Below are 25,132 nucleotides of genomic sequence, written 5' to 3' on the forward strand. Positions count from 1 at the left end.
CCTTCTGTTATAGGGAAATCAGATGACACATCCCCTAGACCAGTTTTTTGCCGCTTGGCGCAAGGATGATGCCGATGCGCAGGGTAGCGCCCAACGGGCCGCTCTGTCCGCCGTCTTGTCGCCCAACTGCACCTATGCCGATCCCAACACCCCTGCCCCGCTGGTGGGTGCAGAGGCGGTGATCGACTATGTTTCAATGTTTTCCATCCAGATGCCCGGCGCAGCCGCCCGTGTTCTCACAGTTGACACACATCATGGATTTGCCCGCGCCACGGTGGATTTCATCAATAATGAGACCGTGCTGATGCGCGGTCAGTATTTTGCCGAACTGGAGGGGGGGACATTATCCCGACTGGTCGGTTTTACCGGAATGGGGGACAATCAGTGACGTCAGCACCGGCCATCGAACTCAAAGGTATCTCCAAGGCCTTTGGCCCTGTCCAGGCAAACAAGGACATCTCGATCTCAGTCCAGCCGGGAACAATCCACGGCATTATCGGGGAAAACGGCGCAGGGAAATCGACCCTGATGTCGATCCTCTACGGCTTCTACAAGGCGGATGCGGGTGAGATTTACATCAAGGGTCAGAAAACCCAAATCACCGACAGTCAGGCGGCGATTGCGGCCGGCATCGGTATGGTGTTCCAGCACTTCAAGCTGGTGGAAAACTTCACCGTGCTGGAAAACATCGTACTAGGCGCCGAAGATGGTGCTTTACTGCGCCCCTCGCTACGCAAAGCCCGCAAAGAGCTGCGCCATCTGGCCGAAGAATATGAGTTGAACGTCAATCCTGACACTTTGATTGAAAACCTCTCGGTCGGGCATCAGCAGCGGGTGGAGATCCTGAAAGCGCTTTATCGCAAAGCCGACATCCTCATCCTTGATGAGCCCACCGGCGTTTTGACCCCAGCAGAGGCCGATCAGCTGTTCCGCATCCTCGACCGCCTGCGTGACGAGGGCAAGACCATCATCCTGATCACCCACAAACTGCGAGAAATTATGGACACCACCGACACCGTCAGTGTGATGCGTCGGGGCCAGATGACCGCCACGGTGAAAACCGCTGAAACAGACCCAGAACAGCTGGCCGAGCTGATGGTTGGCCGCAAGGTTCTGTTACAGGTGGAAAAGGCACCAGCCCAGCCTGCCCAAACCATTTTAGAGGTGGAGAACCTCTCCGTCACCGATGATAACGGCGTTGAGCGCCTGAAGAACGTATCGCTCAACATCCGCGCGGGTGAAATCCTCGGCATTGCCGGTGTGGCAGGGAATGGTCAATCGGAATTGATGGAGGTTCTGGGCGGCATGATCACAGGTCAGGGGACTGTGCGCCTGAACGGTGATGCGCTAGACTTGACTGGCAAGCATTCCGATGGCCGCTCGCGTCGTGCGCGTGGCATTGCCCACGTACCGGAGGATCGTCAGAGCGAAGGTCTGATCATGGATTTCCACGCTTGGGAAAACGTCGCCTTCGGCTATCATCACGATGCGAAGTATCAGAAGAACGCCCTGTTCATGGACAACGCTGCCTTGCGGGCCGACACACAGGCCAAGATGGACAAGTTCGACGTGCGTCCGCCGCTGCCGTGGCTGGCGGCGAAAAATTTCTCTGGTGGCAACCAGCAGAAAATCGTTGTCGCGCGAGAGATTGAGCGGAACCCCGACCTCTTGCTGATTGGTCAGCCGACCCGTGGTGTCGACATCGGCGCGATTGAGTTCATCCACAAACAAATCATCGAGCTGCGTGATCAGGGCAAGGCGATCCTCCTCGTCTCGGTCGAACTGGATGAGATCATGTCGCTGTCAGACCGCATCGCGGTGATGTTTGATGGCGAGATCATGGGCGAGCGCCTGCCCCAAGACACCAACGCACAAGAACTGGGCCTGCTGATGGCTGGCGTGACCGCAAGTGAAGGAGCGGCCTGATGGATAAGATGCCTAAGTGGGCCGATGTGGTCCTGATCCCGCTGATTTCTCTTATTCTGGCGACGGCGATTTCTGCACTGGTGATCCTGGCCATCGGCGAGGACCCGATTGAGGCGGTAAAACTGATGGTGCAGGGCGCGCTGGGCTCCAGCAACGGCTGGGGCTACACGCTGTATTACGCAACCAACTTCATGTTCACCGGCCTTGCGGTGGCGATTGCCTTCCATGCCAGCCTGTTCAACATCGGTGGCGAAGGTCAGGCGATGCTGGGCGGTCTGGGCGTCGCGCTGATCTGCCTGTTCATCCCATGGCCGCATTGGTCAATCGCCCTCATCGCAGCCTCCGGCGGGGCGGCACTCTTTGGCGCAGCATGGGCGCTGATACCCGCTTACCTGCAGGTGCGGCGCGGCAGCCACGTGGTGATCACCACCATCATGTTCAACTTTATCGCCTTTTCGCTGCTGAACTACGTGCTGGTAAACCAGTTGCGCCCCCCACGCGCGATGGATCCGGCATCGGCGAAGTTCCCAGAGTCAACACATTTGCCCAGTCTGCATGACATTCTGGGCACTGTCGGGATTGAGTTTTCCAAACACGCCCCCGCCAACATCAGTCTGCTGATCGCCATTGCCGCCTGTATCGGCGTCTGGGCGCTGATATGGCGCACCCGTTTCGGGTTTGAATTGCGTGCCTTCGGGAAATCTGAAAGCGCGGCGCGCTACGCAGGTATTTCGCCATTCAAAATCACCATCGTAACCATGCTGATTTCCGGCGGTCTGGCAGGGATGATGGCGATCAACAACGTGATGGGTGAAAGCGAACGACTGGTCCTGAACGCGGTGGAAGGCGCCGGTTTCATCGGTATCGCCGTGTCACTGATGGGCCGCAACCACCCGTTCGGAGTATTTCTGGCCGCGATCCTCTTTGGCTTCCTCTATCAGGGCGGCGCGGAACTGGCGCTGTGGACCAATATCCCACGCGAGCTGATCGTCGTCATTCAGGCGCTGGTCATCCTGTTCACTGGGGCGCTGGACAATATGGTGCGGATGCCACTGGAACGGGTTTTCCTAGCCCTCAACACTAGAAAGGAGGGCTGAGCACATGGCATTCCTTGATCTGATCCAACTCTTCGACACAACCATCCGTCTGGCTACGCCGCTGCTGCTGGCCTGTCTGGCGGGCCTCTATTCAGAACGCGCCGGCATTTTCGATATTGGACTAGAAGGCAAGATGCTGGCCGCCGCCTTCTTCTCGGCGGCGATTGCCTACAGCATGGGGTCCGTCTGGATGGGCCTTCTGGCAGGCATCAGTATTTCGCTGGTGCTGTCGGGTATCCACGGCCTTGCCTCGATCACCTTCCGCGGCAACCAGCTAATCTCTGGCCTCGCGATCACCATGCTGGCAAGCGGGATGACCGTTCTGGTCGCGCAAAGCTGGTTTGCCCAAGGTGGGCGCACGCCGTCCCTCACAGATGACAGCCGTTTCATTGGCATTGAGCTACCCTTCGCGATCGGCCCGACAGAGGCAGAGGCTGCAGGCCGCCCGCTGTCGCAATTGATCGCAGAGGCGGGTCCGCTTCAGCAGATCTATTCAGAGCTGATCTCTGGTCACTCGATCCTTGTCTATATCGCCTTTGCACTGGTGCCGCTGACGTGGTGGGTGCTCTACGCCACCCGTTTCGGCCTGCGCCTGCGGGCTGTTGGAGAAAACCCCGCATCTGTTGACACAGCCGGTGTGTCTGTCGTCGGCCTGCGCTATGCGGCGGTGATGATCTGCGGCGTCCTCTGCGGCATTGCGGGCGCCTATCTGGCCACCGCGCTTCAGGCAGGCTTCGTCAAGGATATGACCGCAGGGCGCGGCTATATCGCCCTGGCGGCACTGATCTTTGCCAAATGGCGGCCTTGGTACGCGCTATCCGCGACCCTGCTGTTCGGCCTGTTTCAGGCGCTGGAACTGCGCCCTGACATGATCGAAAACGTCACTGGCGTTGCCGTTCAGGCACAGCTGTTGGGCGCGCTACCCTATATCCTGACGGTGGTGATCCTCGCTGGTTTTGTTGGCAAGGCGATCCCACCACGTGCCGGTGGGCAACCCTACGTGAAGGAACGCTAAACACGCCCCCCCATCCCAAAGACAGCAGCCCGGACGGTTCCAACCGCCCGGGCTATATTTTCGTTCACTGTCACCAAACATCCCATGGTGAATTGGGTCATATCATATGACCCATAAGGGCGGCAGCGCCCCTCCAGCAACACCTGCGTCAAAATTTCACAGCTTTCCCTTGCGAGAACGACCAAGCTCACGCTAGGAAAACATATGCAGTTCTACCTCCCCATCGCCGAGGTTTCGGTAAACATTTTCCTGTTGTTCGGACTTGGTGGGCTTGTGGGGGTCTTATCCGGCATTTTCGGCGTTGGTGGCGGGTTTCTGATCACGCCTTTGCTGTTTTTTGTCGGCATCCCGCCTGCGGTCGCGGTGGCCACATCAGCCAATCAGATCGTTGCCTCCTCTGTCTCTGGCCTCTTTGCGCACTTAAAACGCAAGACAGTAGACCTGAAAATGGGCACCTACCTTCTGGCCGGTGGTCTTGTCGGATCAGCACTTGGCATCTTGCTGTTCAACTATCTGAAATCTCTGGGCCAAGTCGATCTACTGGTGCAGCTCTGCTATGTTGTCTTCCTTGGCATTATCGGCGGGCTGATGTTCATAGAAAGCCTGCGTGCCATTCGTCGCGCCCGCAAGGCAGGCGGCGCACGCCGCAAGCGCAGCCAGCACAATTGGGTGCATGGTCTGCCGTTCAAGATCCGCTTTCGCGCCTCTGGCCTCTATATCTCTGTCATTCCGGTGTTACTGGTCGGTGCCGCCGTTGGGGTTCTGTCGGCGGTGATGGGCGTTGGGGGTGGGTTTATCATGGTCCCTGCGATGATCTATATCCTTGGCATGCCGACCAAAGTGGTTGTCGGCACCTCGCTGTTTCAGATTATCTTTGTTGCCGGTTTCAACACGCTACTGCACGCGATCACCAACAAAACTGTGGACCTGCCGCTGGCCCTGTTCCTGTTGATCGGCGGCGTCATCGGGGCCCAGTTTGGCAGTTCCATCGGGGTTAAGCTGAAGGCAGAGACACTGCGCATCCTGCTCGCGCTTCTCGTGCTGTCGGTCTGTGGCAAGATTGCTCTGGACCTGCTGTTGGAACCACGAGAGCTTTATTCCATCAGCCGCGTTGCGGCAGGGGGGCGGTGATGCGCTGGCTCATTTCGCTGATCACGCTGCTCACCCTCACCTTCGCCGCGCAGGCCGAGGAAGCGATCGTGCTCGGCCTCAGTCAGGACCAGGTGGCAATCACCGCGCAGTTTGATGGCTCCGATATCCTGATCTTCGGCGCGGTGAAACGTGAAGTGGCGATCCCTGAGAGCGATCTGAACGTCATCATCGCCATCGAAGGTCCCACTGGCCCTGTCGAGGTCCGCCGCAAAGAGCGCCGGTTTGGCATCTGGATGAACGGCGCGACACTGGAGGTGGAGCGCGCACCGGCCTTCTACGCGGTGGCTTCCTCCGCCCCGCTGGAGGATATTCTGCGCCGGATCGAAAACGAACGCTACGCCATTACCATAGACAAGGCGATCCAGTCGGTCAGCGCCACTGTCGCCTTTGGTAACACACAGGCCTTTACCGATGCCCTGATGCGGATTCAGGCCAATAACGGATCCTACCAACTGTTGGAGGATGCGGTAAAAGTGGATCAGCAAACGCTGTTCCGCGCCTCTATCGCACTGCCATCCAACCTGACAGAGGGCGATTATAACGCGCGGATTTTCCTGCTGCGCGACGGCAATGTAGTAGCGGATATGACAACGATAATTGACGTGCGCAAGGTCGGGCTGGAACGGTTCCTATTCAATCTGGCCCAAGATCAGGCACCGATTTATGGATTGTTGTCGATCGTGATTGCGGTGTTCTGCGGCTGGGGTGCCTCTGCCCTGTTCCGACTGATCCGTGACGGCTAAAGCAACGCGTTAGCCACGCCCGACATAGGGCATCGTGGTGGCCATAAGCGTCATGAACTGCACGTTCGCCTCTGCCGGCAGGCCCGCCATATGCAGAACCGCGTCACTGACATGAGTAACATCCATCGTGGGCGGCGCGTTTTCCGGGTCTTGATCCATGATGCCCTGCAACAATTCTGTGCGCGCATTGCCGATATCGATCTGACTGCAGGCAATCCCGAAAGGCCGTCCGTCCAGCGACAGCGATTTGGTCATCCCAGTAATCGCGTGTTTCGTCGTAGTATAACAGATCGACCCCTCACGCGGACTATGGGCCGAAATGGAGCCGTTGTTGATGATCCGTCCGCCCTGCGGAACCTGCCGCCGCATCTGGCCAAACGCCGCCTGTGCGCAGTAGAGCATTCCGTCCAAGTTCACCGCCCGCACCCGATCCCAGTCTTCGGGCGCGATCGCATCCACCGTGCCCGCGGTTCCAAACGTGCCTGCGTTGTTAAACAGCACATCAAGCCGCCCCGCCTGCGCCACGAAGGTATCAAACGCCGCGCGAACCGCTGTGGCATCCGTTACGTCACAAGGTAGGATCACCGCATTTTCAAGACCGCCAGCCACATCTGCCAATGCCTCTGCGCGGCGGGCCAACAGGCCCACCTGCCAACCCGCCTCTAGGAAGGCACGTGCGCAGGCCGCGCCGATGCCCGCGCTGGCGCCGGTGATCAGGATGGTTTTCATGCCTCGCTCTCCTCTTGCGTCAGGGTGAGGGTCGGGGCGGCCTTGGCTTTCAGGTCGTCGATGCGCAGCGGCTCTGACGGTTTTGACAGACGTGGGCGCACCACCCAATGCAGGCGCTCTTCGGCGCGGGTGATCGCGACATAAGCCAGACGTTTCCACAGAGGTTGCCCTGCCTCCACCCGTCCCATACGTGCGGCTGCGTAGAGGTCAGGGGCAAAGACCTGCACGTTCTGCCATTGTGAGCCTTGCGCCTTGTGGATCGTCACCGCCGCACCATGCAGGAACACAGCGCCCATACGGGCGGCGAAGGGGATGAACGGCTCTTCCTCATCAGGTTTTTCAATCTTCACAATCGAGGCTGCAGAAACCTGCGGATCCTCTGCCCCCATCACATGCAGGCGAGAGAATCCGGGTTTGCGTCCCTTGCCCAGAAACACCACCTGCGCGCCCTTGATCAGGCCGCGAGCCTCCAGATCCAGTCGCTTCTTGCGGTGTTTCAACGGCAGTTCGATCCCGTCACAAATCAGCGGTTCACCGGACAACAACTCATCCTCCGGCGCGCCGTAAACAGAGCGGAAGGCGTTGATCAGCCGGATCCGCGTGGCGTTGCGCCAAACAAGGACGGGGGAACGTGCCATCAGGTCCACCTCTACCCGCTGGCCCCAGATCACGCGGTCATCGCGCTTGGCACTGTCTTCGACCAAGCGTTCAAAGTCCTCAAACCCGATCTGAGGATCCGCCAGTGCGTGGGCCAGATCAAGGATCGGGTTATCCGCTTGCTGACGGTGAATACGACTGAGATTCATCACCGCCTGTGGTGGCATGGTGTCAAAGACCATCTGCCCCGACTGCCCCACCGGTGCCAACTGGGCGGGATCGCCGAACAGCACCAGCGTTGGGAAAATCTCTTTCAGATCTGTGACCTGTTTATCGTCCAGCATCGAGCTTTCGTCGATAAATCCAATGTCCAGCGGTTCGTCCCGCCGTTTCCAGCCGGTGATAAAGTCGGACCCGCGCAGACCCGCAGCGGCCAAAGCGCCGGGAATGGATTTATGCAGTTCATAAAACGCTTTGGCGCGTTCCAGCGCTTCATCGGTCAGCTCTTCTATATCGGGTTTGTCTCCGCTACCGGCCAACCACTCGGCAATCTTCTCATATTCGGGATCGTAGACGGGGGTATAGAGGATACGGTGAATGGTCGTCGCAGGCACGCCGCGCATCCGCAACACGCTGGCCGCTTTGTTTGTTGGTGCAAGGATCGCCAAGGTACGACGTTCTTTGCGCTTTTTACCCTCATAGTCGCCGGAGACCACCTCAACCCCCGCCGCCTCAAGCGCTTTGTAGAGTTGCGACAGCAAAAGCGTCTTACCGGATCCTGCCTTACCCGTCACCGCGACGACACGACTGCGGCCATCCTCTGGCGGGCGCAGGAGGTCACCGTCATCATCATTCAGGTCCACCCCCGCAGCGCGCAGGATGTCGGTAATTCGATCAAAGGCAGCGGCCTGATCATCGGAGAATTGCAGCGCGGGAACAGTCATGGCGCGACCCTACATGGGGGGCGGTGGAAGGGCCAGAGGCATTGCATGGCTGACATGGGGAACAGCCACCCAACGCCAAATCTGAGATAAGGAACAGCGCGAAACACGGGTGAGCGCAGGCACGCCCAGCGCCTGTAGATGTCTGATTTTCCGGGCTGAACCCTGCGCAGATAACACCTGTGCCGCCAATGCCAAAGCCGCCGCAGCCTGCGTGTCACAGATCGGGCTAAGGCGCAGATCGCCGTCCATTTGCCATGCGCCATGCCGGTGATCAAGCAACAGCCAGCCCTGCGCACGAAACGCCGCGTCCTCCCAGATCAGATACCTCTCTGTCCGCGTATATGTTTCCCACCGCAGCATGGGCAGAGGTCTAGCGCCACCACCTCACCAAACCGGAAACGCTGCGTACGCAGACCCGCCCACAAAAAACCGCACCCCTTTGCAGGGATGCGGTCGAGGGAAATGAAGGGGAAAGGCGCTTAGGCCTTACCTGCCTCCAGAACATCTTCCAGCGTGCGCAGGCCGGTTTTCGGGGCCTGAACCAGCACCGACATGTTGCCGGGCTTGTGCTCGTTTTTATACATCTTCATATGTGCATCGGGGATTTCGGCCCAAGGGAACACTTCGGACATGTAGGGATCGATGCGACGTTCGATCATCAGTTTGTTCGCGGCAGCCGCCTGTTTCAGGTGGGCGAAGTGCGACCCCTGAAGACGTTTCTGATGCATCCACGTATAACGCACGTCGAAGGTACAGTTAAAGCCGGTGGTGCCGGCGCAGATCACAACCATGCCGCCCTTCTTACAGACCAGGTTCGACACCGGGAAAGTCGATTCACCGGGGTGCTCGAACACGATGTCTACGTTGTTGCCCTTACCAGTGATGTCCCAGATCGCTTTGCCGAAACGACGGGCTTCTTTGAACCATGCATCGTATTCGGGGGTGTTCACAGTAGGCAGCTGACCCCAGCAGTCGAAGTCCTTGCGGTTAATCACGCCTTTGGCACCCAGACCCATCACAAAATCACGCTTGTCTTCGCCCGAGATGACGCCGATCGCGTTGGCACCGGCCGCGTTTGCCAGCTGAATCGCATAGGAACCCAGACCGCCCGACGCGCCCCAAACCAGAACATTCTGGCCCGGCTTCAGTTCATGCGGGTGGTGGCCGAACAGCATGCGGTACGCAGTGGCCAAAGTCAGGGTGTAGCAGGCGCTCTCTTCCCAGGTCAGATGTTTGGGACGCGGCAGCAGCTGTTGTGCCTGAACGCGGGTGAACTGAGCAAAGGAGCCATCGGGGGTTTCATACCCCCAGATACGCTGGCTGGGCGAATACATCGGGTCGCCGCCGTTGCATTCTTCATCGTCACCGTCGTCCTGGTTACAGTGGATGACAACCTCATCGCCCACTTTCCAGTTCTTAACGCGGTCACCAACAGCCCAAACGATCCCCGAGGCATCAGAGCCTGCAATGTGGTAAGGCTGCTTGTGCACATCGAACATGCTGATCGGAACACCGAGACCCGCCCAGATGCCATTGTAGTTCACACCCGCGGCCATAACCAGAACCAGCACTTCGTGGCTGTCCAGCTTGGGGGTGTCTACCACTTCGACCTGCATGGCCTGATCGGGTTCACCCTGACGCTCGCGGCGGATCGCCCAAGCGTACATCTTTTCGGGAACATAGCCCATCGGGGGCATTTCACCGATTTCGTAGAGATCTTTTTCTGGCGCATCGTAGGATGCGGTGCCGGTGTTGGTATCCAGAGCCATCTGAGCCTCCATGTAGTCCGTTTATGCCGCGATGCAGAATCGCGTCTCTGACCCGAGAGATAAAGATGGCCGCGCAACAAAGCAATGTCGATTATGGAGGTTTTGAAATTTTATAACCCTGCAAATGCAGCATTGCGCTAGAGATCAGCGCTGCATGCGCGAAATAAATGGTCGATAGAATTGGCGTAAAAAGTAAGGATTTCGCGCTTTTCCTCAACAATTTTAACCTTTTCCTCCTCCAGCGTGACAACACCCCGCCCTTCGAGAAGAGTGATCGACTGTTGCACAGCAAGGCTTGTGCGACGTCGCGGCAAATAAATATTTCGTTCTGGCAAACACGCCATCGCGCTGTCCAAACGCGCCTCCAGCGCGGTCAGATCGACGCCGTCCCCTTCGGTTTGCAAAAGATAAGCAATCAACGGCACCGGCAGCACCGGCATATCGCGAGCGATCTGCCCCATCAGCCCGTCCGCCAGCCCTTGCACGTCGCCGTCAAAATCATTCAGCGCAATCGGGTCACCAAAGCGCACCGCCGCATTGCCATAACGGCTACGACGTTCACGGCGCCCCACCCACCACAGTTTCAGCGCCCCCCAGAACACACGGCGGAACTTGACCCGAAAGCTGCCACGCCCAGCGGTCTGGGCTGCAATCAGCACCTCATCTTCCAGCAGGCGGTCGTAATTCATCGCCACTGGTACAAAGATCACATCCCGATCCCCATCAGCATTGGCGTCATAGATATATTTCAGGATCCCCAGCCGCGCCTTGGCCAGCCGGGCATCCAGCGTCAGGCGCCCTTCCGGGAACACCGCCTGTGTCACACCTGCATGAGTGGCCTGTTCTACATACTTCTCCAACACCTGACGGTAGAGGTCGTTGCCATCGCGGCGGCGAATAAAATAAGCGCCCATCGCCCGCACCAGCGGACCCAATGGCCAACCGCGCGCCCATTCGCCCACTGCATAGGACAGCGCACCGTTGCGTGACGCCAGAAAAGTCAGCAGCACATAGTCCATGTTAGACCGGTGGTTAGACACCAGAACAACAGTGGCGTTCGGATCCAGCCCGTCAATCTTCTTTAGGTCGCGGTTCAACACCCGCACGCGATAAAAGCTACGACTGACCAGTTCCGCGATGCGCGATCCAAACCGGAAATAGGTCCATGCACTGAAGGCGGGCACAATCTCACGCGCGTAGCTGCGCGCCTTTTCAAAGGCCACCGCCTCTGGCACCCCGTTCTTCTTGGCATAATCTGAAACCGCTTGCGACACCTCAGGGTCATAAATCAGCCGTTCGATCATATCGTAACGTCGCGCCAGCTTGAACGGTTGGATTGGCCGGCTTAGGCGCGTGTTGAGCTGCGCGACCAGCCGCTCCATCCGCTTGCGGAAGAACCAGCGGACAGAAGGGAATAGAAAGTGGGATGCAAAAGTTACCGCCGCAAACCCTAGGAGTAAAAGCAGCACCCAGAGCGGCATTTCAACGTTTCGTGTCATGGCCGCACAATGCCGCGAAACTCTGTCGGGGTAAATGGGCCAGAGGCCACCTCTTTAGATGCAGTGCAGCAAATTGTGACGCTGCGATGCGGCGAATTGACAAAGTTGGATTATTCCACGTATCTATTGCGCGACGAAATATTATTGCCGATGTGATTCATCCATCCAGCGAGTAGGAGAGGCCCATGACCGAGACCACCCCAGAGCGCCAGAAAGACCGCCCCTGGCTGATCCGGACCTACGCAGGTCACTCCACTGCCAAAGCATCGAATGCGCTTTATCGTTCCAACCTGCAAAAAGGTCAGACCGGCCTGTCCGTCGCTTTCGACCTGCCGACGCAGACCGGTTATGACAGTGACCACATTCTGTCGCGCGGTGAGGTGGGCAAGGTGGGCGTCCCTGTTTGCCATCTGGGCGACATGCGCACCCTGTTTGACCAGATCCCGCTGGAGCAGATGAACACCTCGATGACGATCAACGCGACCGCACCTTGGCTGTTGTCGCTCTATATCGCGACGGCCGAAGAGCAGGGCGCCGATGTGTCCAAACTGCAGGGCACCGTTCAGAACGACCTGATCAAGGAATATCTAAGCCGCGGCACCTATATCTGCCCGCCGAAACCGTCGCTGAAGATGATCGCGGATGTGGCCGAATACTGCTACACCAACGTGCCCAAATGGAACCCGATGAACGTCTGTTCCTACCACCTGCAGGAGGCAGGCGCGACACCGGAGCAGGAACTGTCCTTTGCGCTGGCCACCGCGATTGCGGTTCTGGACGCGCTGAAACCGCGCGTGGCGCCTGAGGATTTCCCAGCGCTGTGCGGGCGTATCTCCTTCTTTGTGAACGCGGGCATCCGTTTCGTAACCGAAATGTGCAAAATGCGCGCCTTCGTCGATCTGTGGGATGAAATTCTGGTGGAGCGTTATGGCGTCACTGACGCGAAATCCCGCCGCTTCCGCTACGGGGTTCAGGTGAACTCCCTCGGTCTGACCGAACAGCAGCCGGAAAACAACGTTTACCGCATCCTGATTGAAATGCTGGCGGTAACCCTGTCAAAGAAAGCCCGCGCCCGCGCCGTTCAGTTGCCCGCATGGAACGAAGCACTGGGCCTGCCGCGCCCGTGGGATCAGCAGTGGTCGATGCGTATGCAGCAGATCATGGCCTATGAGACCGACCTGCTGGAATATGACGACCTGTTCGACAACAACCCTGCCGTCGACCGCAAGGTTGAAGAGTTGAAGGCAGGCGCGCGCTCTGAATTGGCCAACCTTGACGCGATGGGTGGGGCGATCAGTTCGATTGACTACATGAAGGGCCGTCTGGTGGAATCCAACGCCGACCGCCTGAACCGTATCGAAGCCGGCGAAACCATCGTTGTGGGCGTAAACAAATGGACCCAAGGCGAACCCTCGCCGCTGATGACTGGCGATGGCGGCATCATGGTTGTGGATCCGGCGGTTGAGGCCGAACAGATCCAGCGCCTGACCGAATGGAAAGAAGGCCGTGATCAACAAGCGGTAGAGAAAGCGCTGAAAGACCTGCGCGCTGCGGCTGAAGCGGGTGACAACATCATGCCCGCGTCGATCGCAGCGGCCAAAGCTGGCGTCACCACCGGTGAATGGGCCACCCAGATGCGCAAAGTGCACGGCGAATACCGTGGCCCGACCGGCGTGTCAAAATCCATCAGCAACAAGACCGAAGGTCTGGAAGACATCCGCGAAGCGGTAGATGTGGTCAGCGACAAATTGGGCCGCCGCCTGAAGTTCCTGGTTGGCAAACCCGGCCTCGACGGTCACTCGAATGGGGCGGAACAGATCGCTTTCCGTGCCCGTGATTGCGGCATGGACATCGACTACGAAGGCATCAGACTGACGCCAGAGGAACTGGTCACAGCCGCCCAGGAGAAGAAGGCGCATGTGGTCGGTCTGTCGATCCTGTCCGGCTCTCACATGCCACTGGTCGAGGATCTGCTGGAGCGGATGCAAAACGCCGGTCTCAGCCATATTCCGGTCATCGTCGGCGGCATTATTCCAGACGCAGATGCTGAACGTCTGTTGGAGCAGGGCGTGGCGCGGGTCTACACGCCCAAGGACTTTGAGCTGAATGCCATCATGCGTGATGTGGTACAGCTGGTTGATCCGACGGCAGTTGCCGCAGAGTAAGCCGCGAGGGCACTGCATCGCCCTTTGCACCCAGCGATAAATACAGTAGCAATCGACTCCTGAAAGGGATGTCGATTGTTCTGGTATATAGTCCTCAGTTTTATGGCCTTGATGGTGGTTGTGCTGCGCGTACGCTTTGGCATGACCGTGCTAAAGGGCGGCTTTATGGTGCTGGCCATCCCTGCCAGCATATTCTTCTGGATATGGCTCTATAACCTCGTGTGGTGATGTGGCTTAGGCTGTCCGCATCACGCCCTATGTGAAAGCAATGCCATGACACTTATCATCCGCCCGCTCGACGTCGCTGATCAGGCCGACTGGCACCGCCTGTGGACCGCTTATCTGGAATTCTACGAAAGCACCGTATCCGAGGCGGTTTCTGAAACCACTTTCGCCCGCCTGATTGACCCCGCACGCACGCAGCAAAACGGGATGATCGCACTGCTGGACGGGGCACCTGTTGGGCTGGTCCATTACATCTATCACGCCCACAATTGGCAGGTGGAAGACTGCTGTTACCTACAGGACCTCTACGCCGCCCCCAGCGTCCGTGGCCAAGGCATCGGTCGCGCGTTGATCGAGGCGGTCTATAAAGCAGCGGATGACAATGGCACGCCGAAGGTCTACTGGATGACTCAAGAGTTTAACAAAACAGCGCGTCAGCTATATGACCGTATCGCGCAGCTGACGCCCTTCGTGAAATACAGCCGATAGGAGCTGAGAGAGATGACCGTACATATTGGTGCCAAACCCGGTGAGATTGCAGAAACCGTCCTGATGCCGGGCGACCCCTACCGCGCCCGCTGGGCGGCAGAAACGTTTCTGGACGACGCTGTTCTGGTCAATGAAGTGCGCGGCATGCTGGGTTTCACCGGCACTTACAAGGGCAACCGCGTCACCATCCAAGGATCGGGCATGGGAATGCCATCCTTTTCGATCTATGCTAATGAGCTGATCCGCGACTACGGCGCGAAAACACTGATACGTATCGGGTCCTGCGGTGGCATGCAGGACAAAGTGAAAGTGCGCGATGTGATCATCGCAATGACCGCAAGCACGCTGAACAGCCCTTCGAGCGGCATGTTCAAGGAACTGAACTTCGCCCCCTGCGCCGACTGGTCACTGCTGAAGGCAGCGGTTGAGGCTGCCGAGGCGAAAGAGGTCGCCACCCACGTGGGCGGCATCTATTCATCCGATGTATTCTATTCGGAACGCCCTGATCTGGACAAGGAAATGACCCGCCACGGCATTCTGGGCGTCGAGATGGAAGCGGCAGAGCTTTACAACCTTGCTGCCCGCTACAATGTGCGGGGTTTGGCCGTGCTGACCGTATCGGACCACCTGCTGACCGGTGAGGCGCTACCGTCTGAGGACCGTGAAAAGACCTTTGGTGATATGGTCGAGATTGCCCTCGAAGCAGCCTTTGCTTGATTTCGCAATCCACTTGGAATGACCCAACGCCAGCCCCCGCCCAGGGCTGGCGTTTTGCGTTAAGGGTCGCGCCCTCCCGGTGGAAACCCGGGCGCGATCCCGGCTAACACCCGCGCCAAAATCTGTTTGTCTCACCGCCCGTGACTACGGTCATACCCGTTAACCGGCGGGCTGGTCCAATCACCCAATGCACCCTTCGCGGGCGCAAACACCTCCACCAACAGCGGATAGCAGGCCGCCTGATCTGACGAATGCACCGTCGAACAATCCCCACCCGGACAGGCTGACAGCACACCCAGTACGTCAATCTCGGCAAACATCTCCAGATAGTCGCCGGGGCGCACGGGGCTGGCCTTCATGAAATACTGCCCGGTGTCACGGGTAAAGCCTGTACACATAAACACGTTCAGCACGTCATGCACCGCGCGCTCTGCCTCGTCCAATGGCAGATCCGCATAATCCGCCAAGGCGCGCGTGAGGTTTGAGTGACAGCAATAGTGATACTGCCCCCCACTGAGGAGGTTGTTGGTGTACGGATCACAACGCGTCCCGATCACATCATGGACGGATCCGCCAAACTCATCCATGCCATACCAGTTAAGCGTATCTTCGATGATTGTTGCCATCGGCCGCAGATATGGGTGGCAGGACCACATGCGATCACCGGTAGTGATATGGGTGCGGTGCAGGGCGCGCGTCTTGCCAGAGTAAAACCTCTCTGACAGGTCGTTTGCGTTGAACAGGTTCAGATCCCCGACCTGCGGTCCTTCGATGGACGAAATACGGAAAAACTGCCCCGCCTTCACGGTGAAACTGGCTGCATCGCGGGGATCGACAACCACTTCATCCACTTTCTCAGCAGTGGCACGCGCCTCACGGTACAGCGCGAGGTTGGGCCTAGGCAGGGTTTCCACCGGATAGCAAATCACCGGCGGCACTGCGCGGCGGGCCTTGGCATCATTGGGGGGCATGGACATGGAACACCTCTTTCTGACCGGTGCTCACATGCTAGGCGGCGGCACCTCTGTTGCGCAGAGTTTTGGTGGCCTGCCATCATTTGTAAAGCGGATCTCGCCACAGACGGCACATCGATAGAAGCTTTGTCCATCTTGATCGCGGGCGCGATCCATCCGCCACTTGCACTGGCGGGTGGTTCGATTGCCAAAAAGCATCATCAGCACAAAGGCGAGGATCAAACCAGCAATGATAATCATAGGCATGATGTGCCAGAGCGTTCCCAGTAAGGAAAGGCAAAACGCAAAAGCGCCCCAAGGGGACGCTTCAGCGGGGTTCACACGGCAGGATGTGGATCAAGCAGCGGCGGCGTATTCGTAATATTCGACCAGCTCGTCCTCGTCTTTGGCAAGAACAGGGGTGGGGGTGTAATATTCAAACGCCTGATTCAGCGCCTCAAGCGCCAAGTCTGCTGCGGATCTTTCGGCCGCTACTGCGGTGCGTGTATCGGTCATCGGAGGCCCCTTTATCTAATCGTTTCTGCAATGCAGCATAAACGATTCCTGATTGGACGAGACCCCCTTATTCCCTGAATGCTGCCATGCAGAAATTGCATATTTCCGCAACGGCAGCCCCTCATCTCAGTCCAGACGCCCGTAAAAGGTCATTCGCGCCGATTCCGACAGCGATACGCCGGGTTCAGCGTTATAGGCCAGCACTGCCAGCATGCGGGTGCGATCGCCTGCATTCGGTGCCACACGGTGGATAGAATTACGGCCACGGAAAAACACCAGCGTCCCCGCTTCTGCCTGCATGGTTTTCACCGGTGCCTTGCCATCCAGGATATCACGCACCTGATCAAACCCCATCTCGCCGCTATCAGCATCACGCACGGCAGTGACATATTCAAACTGCCCGCCCGCCTCTGGCGTCTGCACCATCAAGGTGATCGAAAAGGACGAATTGTCGAAATGCCAGCCCAGCTCTTGCCCCGTTTCATGAAAGTGCAGATTGATCGATGACAGCGGGTCGGCATATTCATACAGTGCCTCTTCGCCCAAGACGTCACAAAGAAAGCTGCGGAAGGTCGGATCATCGTAAAGCGCGCGCAAGCTTGACGCCTGAGGCACCCGATCATCGGTGAGGCAGCCCTTTGACGAAGTAACTAGTCGGTTGCGCGGGTGATCTGGCGCGAACGCAGGATCGGCTTTCGACAGGTAGACCGTGTGCTGCTCGGCATTGCCGTAGACTTTATCCCGGTTCGCCTCCCCCTCATCGCGGATCGCAGTGATAGCGTCCGGCAGGACAAAATCAGGCATCACAAATACCCCGTCCTTGTCAAACTCCGCCTTGCAGGCGGCGCGAAAGGCGGGATCTGCGATCGGATAAGTATCCAAATCTACAATGTTGGTGAGGGTCATGTCAGCGCTCCATCTTTAGCGGCCTGTCCTGAGGTTTTGACCTGAGGTCTTGCCCCGGGATAATTGCGCGGACGATTGATGAGTTTACGGTCAATAACAAGAGAAATCTGCCGCCTCTGCCATATCTCGAAACGAAAAAGGCCCGCCGAACCGGCGGGCCTTTCGTAGTTCGGTCAATAAGATCAAACAGCGCGGCTTAGCTGAAGCTTCTTGATCTCTGCGATGGCTTTTGCCGGGTTCAGACCCTTCGGGCAGGTCTTGGCGCAGTTCATAATGGTGTGGCACCGATACAGTTTGAACGGATCTTCTAGGTTATCCAGACGCTCGCCGGTCGCTTCATCGCGCGAGTCGATGATCCAACGGTAAGCGTGCAGCAGCGCTGCCGGGCCGAGATACTTGTCACCGTTCCACCAGTAGCTGGGGCAAGAGGTAGAGCAGCTGGCACACATCACACATTCATAGAGGCCATCCAGTTTCTTACGGTCCTCGATAGACTGTTTCCACTCTTTGGCAGGGCGGTTGGTTTTGGTTTCCAGCCACGGCATGATCGATGCGTGCTGCGCATAGAAGTGGGTCAGATCAGGGATCAGGTCCTTCACCACCGGCATGTGCGGCAATGGGTAGATTTTGACCACATCGGTCTGAACCTCATCCATGCCGTAGATACAGGCAAGGGTGTTGATGCCGTCAATGTTCATCGCGCAGGACCCACAGATCCCTTCACGACAGGAGCGCCGGAATGTCAGCGTCGGGTCAATCTCATTCTTGATCTTGATCAGCGCGTCCAAAATCATCGGGCCGCATTTGTCCAGATCAATGAAATAGGTGTCCACCCGCGGGTTTTCGCCATCATCAGGGTTCCAGCGGTAGATCTGGAACTTGCGGATGTTGTTGGCACCGGTCGGCTTCGGCCAGGTTTTACCAACCTTAACCTTCGAATTCTTGGGGAGCGTCAGCTGGACCATATTCGCATCTCCTACTTGTTTCGCGCTGGGATTTCCCTGGCGCTGTTACAGGTGTGTCGGACCCAAAGGCCCCTGTTCAAAAGGGTCCCGCCGCATTCGGGCGGAACCGAAATCTTATTCTACCTGACGCAGTAGCTGGACCCGCCCTGCATCACCGAGGACTCTTGGTGACATCCCGCCAAGGGCTCGTATCCACGATTCTCCGCTTTGACGCTGCCGGGGGTAGTGTAGAATCCGTTGCCGTCCGCTGAGGTTGCCCCAACGCGGGTCAGACAAGCGGCCAACATCTGATCGTTCTGGCTGTTGCTAACGCCTTTAGCGATACCGCTGGCAACTGGAGTGATCCACCAAGGCCCCGCGTTTTGGTGCGGTGTGGTGGCCCGAATGTTGCGGATCCGTACGTCCTCTTTGCGGTGCTCGTAGCGACATTCTTCTACCGTCTTGGCCAGAGGCCAAGGCTTGTCAGGCACAGCGCAGCCCATCAGGGTTGCGCCTGCCAGTAGGGATGTCACGACGGCCATCCGCATCAGAACGTCCGTGCCTTGGGCGCGATGGTCTTCATGCTGATGCCACCTTGATCCTCATGCGTCAGCGGATCAGTGATCACCGGACGGTAGCTGAGGTCCACCTTGGTGCCGGTTTCATCAACACGGCTGACGGTGTGCACACGCCAGTTTTCATCGTCACGCTCAGGGAAGTCCTCATGCGCGTGGGCGCCACGGCTTTCCTGACGGGCCTCTGCCGACACGATGGTCGAAATGGCGGAGGGCATCAGGTTCGTCAGCTCCAGCGTTTCCATCAGATCAGAGTTCCACACCAGCGACGTATCGGTGACCTTAAGATCGCCCATCTTGCCCGCAATCGCAGTCATCTTCTCGACGCCTTCAGCCATGGTTTTGGCAGTACGGAATACGGCGGCGTCGGCCTGCATGCACTTCTGCATTTCCAGACGCAGATCCGCGGTCGGGATCGTACCTTTGGCGTAACGCAGGCCATCAAAGCGAGCGAACGCCTTGTCGATCTGTGCTTTCGGTGCTTGCGGGATCGCGGCTTCACGATCGACAACCTGACCGGCACGGATCGCCGAAGCGCGGCCAAACACAACAAGGTCGATGAGCGAGTTGGAGCCCAGACGGTTCGCACCGTGCACAGAGGCACAACCCGCTTCACCCACAGCCATCAGGCCGGGCACAACGCCGGTTGGGTTTTCCTCTGTCGGGTTCAGCACCTCACCCCAATAGTTGGTGGGGATGCCGCCCATGTTATAGTGCACTGTCGGCAGAACTGGGATCGGCTCCTTGGTCACGTCAACACCGGCAAAGATCTTGGCCGATTCCGAGATACCCGGCAGACGTTCGGCCAGCGCCTCTGGCGGCAAGTGGCTGAGGTTCAGGTGGATGTGATCGCCTTCGGCGCCAACACCGCGACCTTCACGGATTTCCATTGTCATCGACCGCGAAACATAGTCGCGCGGTGCCAGGTCTTTGTAGTTCGGCGCATACCGCTCCATGAAGCGTTCGCCTTCGGAGTTGGTCAGATAACCACCCTCACCACGTGCGCCTTCGGTGATCAGACAGCCAGACCCGTAAATACCGGTCGGGTGGAACTGCACGAACTCCAGATCCTGCATCGGCAGACCCGCACGCATCACCATACCACCACCGTCACCGGTGCAGGTGTGGGCCGACGTGGCGGAGAAGTAAGCGCGGCCATAACCGCCGGTCGCCAGAACAACCATCTTGGCGTTAAACACGTGGAAGGTGCCGTCGTCCAGTTTCCAGCACAGAACACCCTGGCATTCGCCGTCATCGCTCATCAAGAGGTCGATCGCGAAATACTCGATGTAGAATTCTGCGTTGTTTTTCAGCGACTGACCGTAAAGGGTGTGCAGGATCGCGTGACCGGTCCGGTCTGCTGCCGCACAGGTCCGCTGTACGGGCGGTCCTTCGCCAAATTCGGTGGTATGGCCACCGAAGGGACGCTGGTAAATTTTACCTTCTTCGGTGCGCGAAAAGGGCACACCATAATGCTCAAGTTCGTAAACCGCTTTAGGCGCTTCACGGGCGAGGTATTCCATCGCGTCGGTGTCACCCAGCCAGTCAGAGCCTTTGACGGTGTCATACATGTGCCACTGCCAGCTGTCCGGCCCCATGTTGCCAAGGGAAGCCGCGATGCCACCCTGCGCCGCAACAGTGTGCGAGCGGGTCGGAAACACCTTGGTCACACAAGCGGTGCGCAGGCCCTGTTCGGCCATGCCCAGCGTCGCGCGCAGGCCCGCGCCACCAGCGCCGACCACAACCACATCATAATCATGGGTTTCGTATTCGTAGGACGTTGTCATATTCAAATCCTTCCCGCGCTTATACGGCGAGTTTCAGCAGCGCCAGAAGACCTGCCGCCATCAGCGAGTAGCAGAACGCTGTTACGGCAACGATTGTCAGCTTGCGTTTCACGCCACCAACATAGTCTTCGACTGCTTCGTTAGCTTCCATCATCAGGTGGCGAATGCCCACAATCAGGCCCAGACCCGCAACCAGTGCCGGAACAGGACGCGAGAAATAGGCCAGTACATCCGCGTGATCGCGGCCAATGGCTGATCCCATTACGATGATAAACAGCGGCACCATGACCACCATCAAAATCGAGGATACCAGCATTTTCCAGTGGTGCTGACTGCCTGCGCCGCCGGCACCCATGCCTTCAGCGCGTTTACGATCCGTGAGAAATCTCATCGCCAATCTCCTTACAGAACCAGAGCGGTCAGCAGTGTCAGGACGGTTGCCGCCCCGTACATGCCCCAGCCCAGTTTTTCAGACGTCTTAATGTCTAGGCAGTAGCCAAAGTCCCAGACAACGTGACGCAGACGGCCCAGCATGTGGTACCAGATCGCCCAGGTTGCCAAAAACAGGACCAGATCGCCAACAAGGCTGGTCAGCAGCCAGTTGATGAAGCCAAACGCCGATTCAGATGTTGCAGCCGCCAAGAGCCACCAGACCAACAAGGTCACAGTGCCCAGCGACGCGATGGCCGTGATCCGCACAAAGATCGACGAAGTCGACGTGATCTGAGGGCGGTAATATGGCCCGATCATAAACGGAGAGAGCGGACGATTGCCGCGGTTCACATCAGCCATACCAGTTCCTTTCTAGGTTCCTTTGCTTGGCTACTTTCATAGCGGAATTTACATGCATGTCACGACGTAGGGACGTCACGGTTGCGCTAATAGTTTAACAAATTACAGTTTTTCTATCGTTTGTGATCACAGTGGTGGCGGGCGTGATCACAAAGACTTTTCCAAGTTTTTTGGTCAGATTTTAGAAAATGATTCTGCCGCGCAGCACGTCTAAACCGTCGTAGATGCAAAAACGCCCCTCCGGTGCGAAGGGGCGTTTGGCGTCGTTTTCACGTACGGAAAGCTGCGTGATCACAGGGAAACCACGCCAAAACATCACATCGGTATCAAGGCCCAGTAGTCCAGATCCAGCAGTACTTCAGGCTTATACTTGCCATCTTCGCCTTTCAGATCAAAGGGTTCACCACCCTTCGTGGCCACAAGACGCAGACGAATCGCACCAACACCCGGGGCATCTGTTTTCGCCTTATCCAACACCTCGGTCCATGCCTTCACCGTGTCGCCGGAGAAGCAGGGGTTCGCATGTGCACCACCGTTCAGACCAACGATCATCTGCGCATTGGCCAGACCGTTGAAGGACAGGGCGCGCGCCATGGAAATGATGTGCCCCCCGTAAATCAAGCGCTGACCATCAGGACGGAAGGTGGCGTCGAAGTGCACTTTGGCGGTGTTCTGCCACAGGCGAGTGGCCAGCATATGCTCCGCCTCTTCGATGGTGACACCATCAACGTGGTCGATCTTCTCGCCCACTTCATAATCACCCCAGCGGTGCGGTTCACCCGCCTGATCGAAATCATAGTTGCTGAAATCCAGACCTTCGGGGATCACCAGATCCTCTGCCGGAATGACCTGTTTCAGGTCAGGGATCACGGTTTCGGGGGCGGGCAGGTCCTGATCTTTCTTGCGCACCATGACCCAGCGTACGTATTCCAGTACCACTTCGCCCATCTGGTTGAAGCCACGGGTTTTCACCCAGACCACACCGGATTTTCCGTTGGAGTTCTGTTTGAGGCCGATCACCTCAGACACAGACCGCAGGGTATCGCCGGGGAACACCGGCTTCAGCCAGCGCCCTTCGGCATAACCGAGGTTCGCAACCGCGTTCAGCGACACATCCGGCACGGTTTTGCCAAAGACCACATGGAACGCCACCAGATCGTCCAGCGGACTGCCTTCCAGACCGCAGTCACGCGCAAATTCATCCGAGGAATAGAGCGCATGACGCGCCGGATAGAGGGCGTGATACAGCGCGCGCTCGCCCTCAGCGACGGTGCGCGGCACCGCGTGGACGATCACGTCGCCCAGTTTGTAATCCTCAAAAAAGCGGCCTGCGTTGGTCTTTGCCATTGTGTTTACTGAGCTCCCAGTTTGATGTCAGGTGTGTAGGTGCCGTCGACCTCTTTCACCACGGCCTGCCCGCACCGCATCACCCCGTTGGCTGCGTCAAAGGCATAGGTGGGATCGCCGTGCAGCTCCCAGCCTTTGTTTAGCGCGTCGGTCACTTTGTGGCAGAAGGCCGAGGTGTCGTCTTCGGTCAGCATCCGATAAAGTTTCATGGTCGTATCCTCATTCAAACCAGCTTAGCCAATGGGCCTTATCCGAAGGGGTTATAGCCCAGCCAGATGTGCACGCCAGCCATACCACCGAACACAATCACAGTGCCAATCAGGGCGCGGATCTCTTTGGCGATAGGGTAGTCATCCTGTGGCGCAGGCCGCGGTTCAGCGCGGTTGATCACGATCACCTCCACCACGGCCCAGGCCAGAAGGCCACCGAACAGGACAAAGGACGGCGTATCGCCATTCACGATCAGGTGCCCCAATGCCCAGACCTTCATCGCGGTCAGCTGCGGGTGGCGGATCACCTTGGTGATACGGGTTTTCAGACCCGACGCGGCGAACAGATAGACCGCAAACAGCATCAACAGGTTGTTGATGCCTGCCAACATCGGGCTGCGCCCCCAGAAAAACGCGCCATCCGCACCGCGATAACCAATGACCATCAGGACGATGGACAGCATGATCAACAAGGCGATCGGGCCCCTGCCCTTTTCACCCAGTTTTGCGCGCGCCTCAGGTGCCAGTCGTTTGAAGAGGTGTGTGCCGCTCCAGAGGAGCACGCCCAGAATAAGCCAAATCATAAGTTGCCTCCGTATATACGTGGGTCTTGGATTTCATTCTGGGCGCAGCTAACGCCGATTACATACGTTCTGCAATAGCGGCCGCTTTGGCCAGCAGTTTTGTCGCAGTTTCAACGTGCAGATTTTCAACGATTTTCCCGTCGACAACTGCCACGCCTTCACCCGCTGCTTCGCATTCTTCAAAGGCGGCGATCTGGCGTTTGGCCAGCTCAATCTCTGCCTCCGACGGGGCGAAGGCCACGTTCGTCACCTCCACCTGTGCGGGGTGGATCAGCGTTTTACCGTCAAAGCCCAGATCGCGGCCCTGATCGCATTCCGCTTTCAGGCCTTCTTCGTCTTTGAACTGGTTGTACACTCCGTCCACAGCCACAACGCCGTGGGCGCGTGCCGCAAGCAACATGGTCTGCAGCGCCATCTGCATCGGCAAACGATCCGCGCGGTAGCGACAGTTCAGTTCCTTGGCCAGATCATTTGTGCCAGCCACAAAACCCTGCAGCTGCGGGTGGGCAGCAATCTCCAGCGCGTTCAGCACGCCCAGCGGCGTTTCGATCATCGCCCAGATCGGGGTGCTATTGCCCAGCAGATCGGCCAGCGCCTGCACATCTGCGGCAGAATTCACCTTGGGCAGCAAAAAGGCATCGGCGTCCGCACCACGCAGTGCCTCAACGTCGCCCTGACCCCATTCGGTGTCCAGACCGTTGATGCGGATGATCTTGGCGCGGTTGCCATAGCCGCCGTCCGCCAGCGCGGCCTTCAGCGTGTCACGCGCGCCGACCTTGGCATCAGGGGCCACCGCATCTTCGAGGTCGAAGATGATCGCGTCAACGGCAAGACCACGGGCCTTTTCCAGCGCGCGGTCCTTGGACCCAGGAATATACAGTACAGAGCGGTAAGGGCGGGCGGCCATATCCATTTCAGATCTCCTCGCAAGAATGTTGCGCTGTAAAGACCAAAATCGCCAAAAAAGTTCAAGGCAAATCTCGCCGCAATGCAGAAAACGCCACGTCCAGCGGATCCGGCTCCACAATTGGCTGAATATAGGCAAGCCGCGCGGACCGTTAACCGGATCTTCAGCCCAAAGCATCAGCCTGTCCTTAGCTCTTCGTTCCCCGAAAGGACATCTGATATGTCACATCCCCTACTCCAGCCCGCAGCGCTATGCTGTGCCGCCCTCCTCCTAAGTGCTCAGTCAGCGCAGGCCACCGCGACCAACATCTGCGCTCCACGCGACAAGGTGGTCGATAAATTGGCCACAGATTACGGTGAAAGCCGTCAGTCCATCGGCCTTGGCCGGGACAATGCAGTCGTTGAGGTTTTTGCCTCCACATCTTCTGGCACCTGGACAATCACCGTCACCCGCGCCGACGGGATGACCTGCCTTGTCGCCAGCGGTCAGGCCTTTGAAACCCTGGCGGAAGCAGCGCCAGTCCAAGGATCGGCGCTTTAGTGCAT

General features: G+C 58.0%; 29 protein-coding genes. 11 read left to right on the top strand and 18 right to left on the bottom strand.

The window, feature by feature from the left end; all coding sequences use genetic code 11:
* The first annotated feature begins 22 nt into the window (after nucleotides 1-22).
* The 6 genes from MHM86_RS08680 (at nucleotide 23) to MHM86_RS08705 (ending at nucleotide 5,933) form a co-directional block, all read left to right on the top strand.
* Nucleotides 23-388 carry a nuclear transport factor 2 family protein gene (locus tag MHM86_RS08680; RefSeq protein ID WP_239197993.1) on the top strand — a complete coding sequence of 122 codons (366 nt, stop codon included), beginning with the start codon at nucleotides 23-25 and terminating at the stop codon, nucleotides 386-388.
* Complete coding sequence (locus MHM86_RS08685; protein ID WP_239197995.1) at nucleotides 385-1,926, top strand: ABC transporter ATP-binding protein; 1,542 nt, start codon at nucleotides 385-387, stop codon at nucleotides 1,924-1,926. The genes MHM86_RS08680 and MHM86_RS08685 overlap by 4 nt, the downstream gene beginning before the upstream one ends.
* Entirely contained in the window at nucleotides 1,926-3,023 is a 1,098-nt protein-coding gene (locus MHM86_RS08690) for an ABC transporter permease (RefSeq protein WP_239197997.1), read from the top strand. The genes MHM86_RS08685 and MHM86_RS08690 overlap by 1 nt, the downstream gene beginning before the upstream one ends.
* 4 nt (nucleotides 3,024-3,027) lie before the next feature.
* A complete protein-coding gene (locus MHM86_RS08695) occupies nucleotides 3,028-4,038 on the top strand; it encodes an ABC transporter permease (protein WP_239197999.1) in 1,011 nt (336 codons plus the stop codon).
* 204 nt (nucleotides 4,039-4,242) lie between these two features.
* Nucleotides 4,243-5,169, top strand: a complete 927-nt coding sequence (locus MHM86_RS08700; protein ID WP_239198001.1) for a sulfite exporter TauE/SafE family protein — start codon at nucleotides 4,243-4,245, stop codon at nucleotides 5,167-5,169.
* Nucleotides 5,169-5,933 carry a TIGR02186 family protein gene (locus MHM86_RS08705; RefSeq protein ID WP_239198003.1) on the top strand — a complete coding sequence of 255 codons (765 nt, stop codon included), beginning with the start codon at nucleotides 5,169-5,171 and terminating at the stop codon, nucleotides 5,931-5,933. Before MHM86_RS08700 ends, MHM86_RS08705 begins: the two co-directional genes overlap by 1 nt.
* A gap of 9 nt (nucleotides 5,934-5,942) precedes the next feature.
* Here the strand turns inward: MHM86_RS08705 and MHM86_RS08710 are convergent, their stop codons facing one another.
* The 5 genes from MHM86_RS08710 to MHM86_RS08730 form a co-directional block, all read right to left on the bottom strand.
* Entirely contained in the window at nucleotides 5,943-6,662 is a 720-nt protein-coding gene (locus tag MHM86_RS08710) for an SDR family oxidoreductase (RefSeq protein WP_239198005.1), read from the bottom strand.
* The gene (locus MHM86_RS08715) at nucleotides 6,659-8,203 is read right to left on the bottom strand and encodes an ATP-dependent RecD-like DNA helicase (RefSeq protein WP_239198007.1); all 1,545 of its coding nucleotides are present in this window, start codon (nucleotides 8,201-8,203) and stop codon (nucleotides 6,659-6,661) included. The genes MHM86_RS08710 and MHM86_RS08715 overlap by 4 nt, the downstream gene beginning before the upstream one ends.
* Before the next feature lie 9 nt (nucleotides 8,204-8,212).
* Entirely contained in the window at nucleotides 8,213-8,563 is a 351-nt protein-coding gene (locus MHM86_RS08720) for a hypothetical protein (protein WP_239198009.1), read from the bottom strand.
* Nucleotides 8,564-8,682: 119 nt separating this feature from the next.
* Nucleotides 8,683-9,972 (bottom strand): crotonyl-CoA carboxylase/reductase, encoded by a 1,290-nt coding sequence (gene ccrA / locus MHM86_RS08725; protein ID WP_239198011.1) that lies wholly within the window; start codon nucleotides 9,970-9,972, stop codon nucleotides 8,683-8,685.
* Nucleotides 9,973-10,109: 137 nt separating this feature from the next.
* The gene (locus MHM86_RS08730) at nucleotides 10,110-11,471 is read right to left on the bottom strand and encodes a 1-acyl-sn-glycerol-3-phosphate acyltransferase (RefSeq protein WP_239198013.1); all 1,362 of its coding nucleotides are present in this window, start codon (nucleotides 11,469-11,471) and stop codon (nucleotides 10,110-10,112) included.
* Nucleotides 11,472-11,656: 185 nt separating this feature from the next.
* Between MHM86_RS08730 and MHM86_RS08735 the strand changes: the two genes are divergently transcribed.
* The 4 genes from MHM86_RS08735 (at nucleotide 11,657) to deoD (ending at nucleotide 15,067) form a co-directional block, all read left to right on the top strand.
* On the top strand, nucleotides 11,657-13,636 hold the full coding sequence (locus MHM86_RS08735) for a protein meaA (RefSeq protein WP_239198015.1): 1,980 nt from the start codon (nucleotides 11,657-11,659) through the stop codon (nucleotides 13,634-13,636).
* 75 nt (nucleotides 13,637-13,711) lie between these two features.
* Nucleotides 13,712-13,864 carry a hypothetical protein gene (locus MHM86_RS08740; protein WP_239198017.1) on the top strand — a complete coding sequence of 51 codons (153 nt, stop codon included), beginning with the start codon at nucleotides 13,712-13,714 and terminating at the stop codon, nucleotides 13,862-13,864.
* A 45-nt stretch (nucleotides 13,865-13,909) separates the two neighbouring features.
* Nucleotides 13,910-14,350 carry a GNAT family N-acetyltransferase gene (locus tag MHM86_RS08745; RefSeq protein ID WP_239198019.1) on the top strand — a complete coding sequence of 147 codons (441 nt, stop codon included), beginning with the start codon at nucleotides 13,910-13,912 and terminating at the stop codon, nucleotides 14,348-14,350.
* 12 nt (nucleotides 14,351-14,362) lie between these two features.
* Nucleotides 14,363-15,067 (top strand): purine-nucleoside phosphorylase, encoded by a 705-nt coding sequence (gene deoD / locus MHM86_RS08750; protein WP_239198021.1) that lies wholly within the window; start codon nucleotides 14,363-14,365, stop codon nucleotides 15,065-15,067.
* Between the two features lie 131 nt (nucleotides 15,068-15,198).
* Here deoD and MHM86_RS08755 read toward each other — a convergent pair whose 3' ends face one another.
* From MHM86_RS08755 to MHM86_RS08815, 13 genes are all read right to left on the bottom strand, one after another.
* Nucleotides 15,199-16,044, bottom strand: coding sequence for a DUF1989 domain-containing protein (locus MHM86_RS08755; RefSeq protein WP_239198023.1), 846 nt, complete (start codon nucleotides 16,042-16,044; stop codon nucleotides 15,199-15,201).
* A gap of 24 nt (nucleotides 16,045-16,068) precedes the next feature.
* A complete protein-coding gene (locus MHM86_RS08760) occupies nucleotides 16,069-16,287 on the bottom strand; it encodes a hypothetical protein (RefSeq protein ID WP_239198025.1) in 219 nt (72 codons plus the stop codon).
* A 90-nt stretch (nucleotides 16,288-16,377) separates the two neighbouring features.
* On the bottom strand, nucleotides 16,378-16,536 hold the full coding sequence (locus MHM86_RS08765) for a hypothetical protein (protein WP_239198027.1): 159 nt from the start codon (nucleotides 16,534-16,536) through the stop codon (nucleotides 16,378-16,380).
* A 126-nt stretch (nucleotides 16,537-16,662) separates the two neighbouring features.
* Nucleotides 16,663-17,442, bottom strand: coding sequence for a 2OG-Fe(II) oxygenase (locus MHM86_RS08770; protein ID WP_239198029.1), 780 nt, complete (start codon nucleotides 17,440-17,442; stop codon nucleotides 16,663-16,665).
* Nucleotides 17,443-17,624: 182 nt separating this feature from the next.
* On the bottom strand, nucleotides 17,625-18,407 hold the full coding sequence (locus MHM86_RS08775) for a succinate dehydrogenase iron-sulfur subunit (RefSeq protein WP_239198031.1): 783 nt from the start codon (nucleotides 18,405-18,407) through the stop codon (nucleotides 17,625-17,627).
* A gap of 119 nt (nucleotides 18,408-18,526) precedes the next feature.
* Entirely contained in the window at nucleotides 18,527-18,919 is a 393-nt protein-coding gene (locus MHM86_RS08780; protein WP_239198033.1) for a hypothetical protein, read from the bottom strand.
* A gap of 14 nt (nucleotides 18,920-18,933) precedes the next feature.
* Nucleotides 18,934-20,748, bottom strand: a complete 1,815-nt coding sequence (gene sdhA / locus MHM86_RS08785) for a succinate dehydrogenase flavoprotein subunit (RefSeq protein WP_239198035.1) — start codon at nucleotides 20,746-20,748, stop codon at nucleotides 18,934-18,936.
* 19 nt (nucleotides 20,749-20,767) lie between these two features.
* Nucleotides 20,768-21,139: a succinate dehydrogenase, hydrophobic membrane anchor protein gene (locus MHM86_RS08790; protein ID WP_239198037.1), complete on the bottom strand. Its 372-nt coding sequence runs from the start codon at nucleotides 21,137-21,139 to the stop codon at nucleotides 20,768-20,770.
* An 11-nt stretch (nucleotides 21,140-21,150) separates the two neighbouring features.
* Entirely contained in the window at nucleotides 21,151-21,540 is a 390-nt protein-coding gene (gene sdhC, locus MHM86_RS08795; RefSeq protein WP_239198039.1) for a succinate dehydrogenase, cytochrome b556 subunit, read from the bottom strand.
* Between the two features lie 315 nt (nucleotides 21,541-21,855).
* Nucleotides 21,856-22,887, bottom strand: a complete 1,032-nt coding sequence (locus MHM86_RS08800; RefSeq protein ID WP_239198041.1) for a MaoC family dehydratase — start codon at nucleotides 22,885-22,887, stop codon at nucleotides 21,856-21,858.
* A 5-nt stretch (nucleotides 22,888-22,892) separates the two neighbouring features.
* Complete coding sequence (locus MHM86_RS08805; protein ID WP_239198043.1) at nucleotides 22,893-23,096, bottom strand: DUF1737 domain-containing protein; 204 nt, start codon at nucleotides 23,094-23,096, stop codon at nucleotides 22,893-22,895.
* A gap of 38 nt (nucleotides 23,097-23,134) precedes the next feature.
* A complete protein-coding gene (locus MHM86_RS08810) occupies nucleotides 23,135-23,680 on the bottom strand; it encodes an NnrU family protein (RefSeq protein ID WP_239198045.1) in 546 nt (181 codons plus the stop codon).
* 58 nt (nucleotides 23,681-23,738) lie between these two features.
* A complete protein-coding gene (locus MHM86_RS08815) occupies nucleotides 23,739-24,593 on the bottom strand; it encodes a CoA ester lyase (protein ID WP_239198047.1) in 855 nt (284 codons plus the stop codon).
* Nucleotides 24,594-24,806: 213 nt separating this feature from the next.
* Here MHM86_RS08815 and MHM86_RS08820 point away from each other — a divergent pair, with 213 nt between their 5' ends.
* On the top strand, nucleotides 24,807-25,127 hold the full coding sequence (locus MHM86_RS08820; RefSeq protein WP_239198049.1) for a hypothetical protein: 321 nt from the start codon (nucleotides 24,807-24,809) through the stop codon (nucleotides 25,125-25,127).
* Nucleotides 25,128-25,132 lie beyond the last annotated feature (5 nt).

The organism is Thalassobius sp. Cn5-15 (genome assembly GCF_022347685.1).
In the GTDB taxonomy this organism is placed as follows: Bacteria; Pseudomonadota; Alphaproteobacteria; order Rhodobacterales; family Rhodobacteraceae; genus Thalassobius.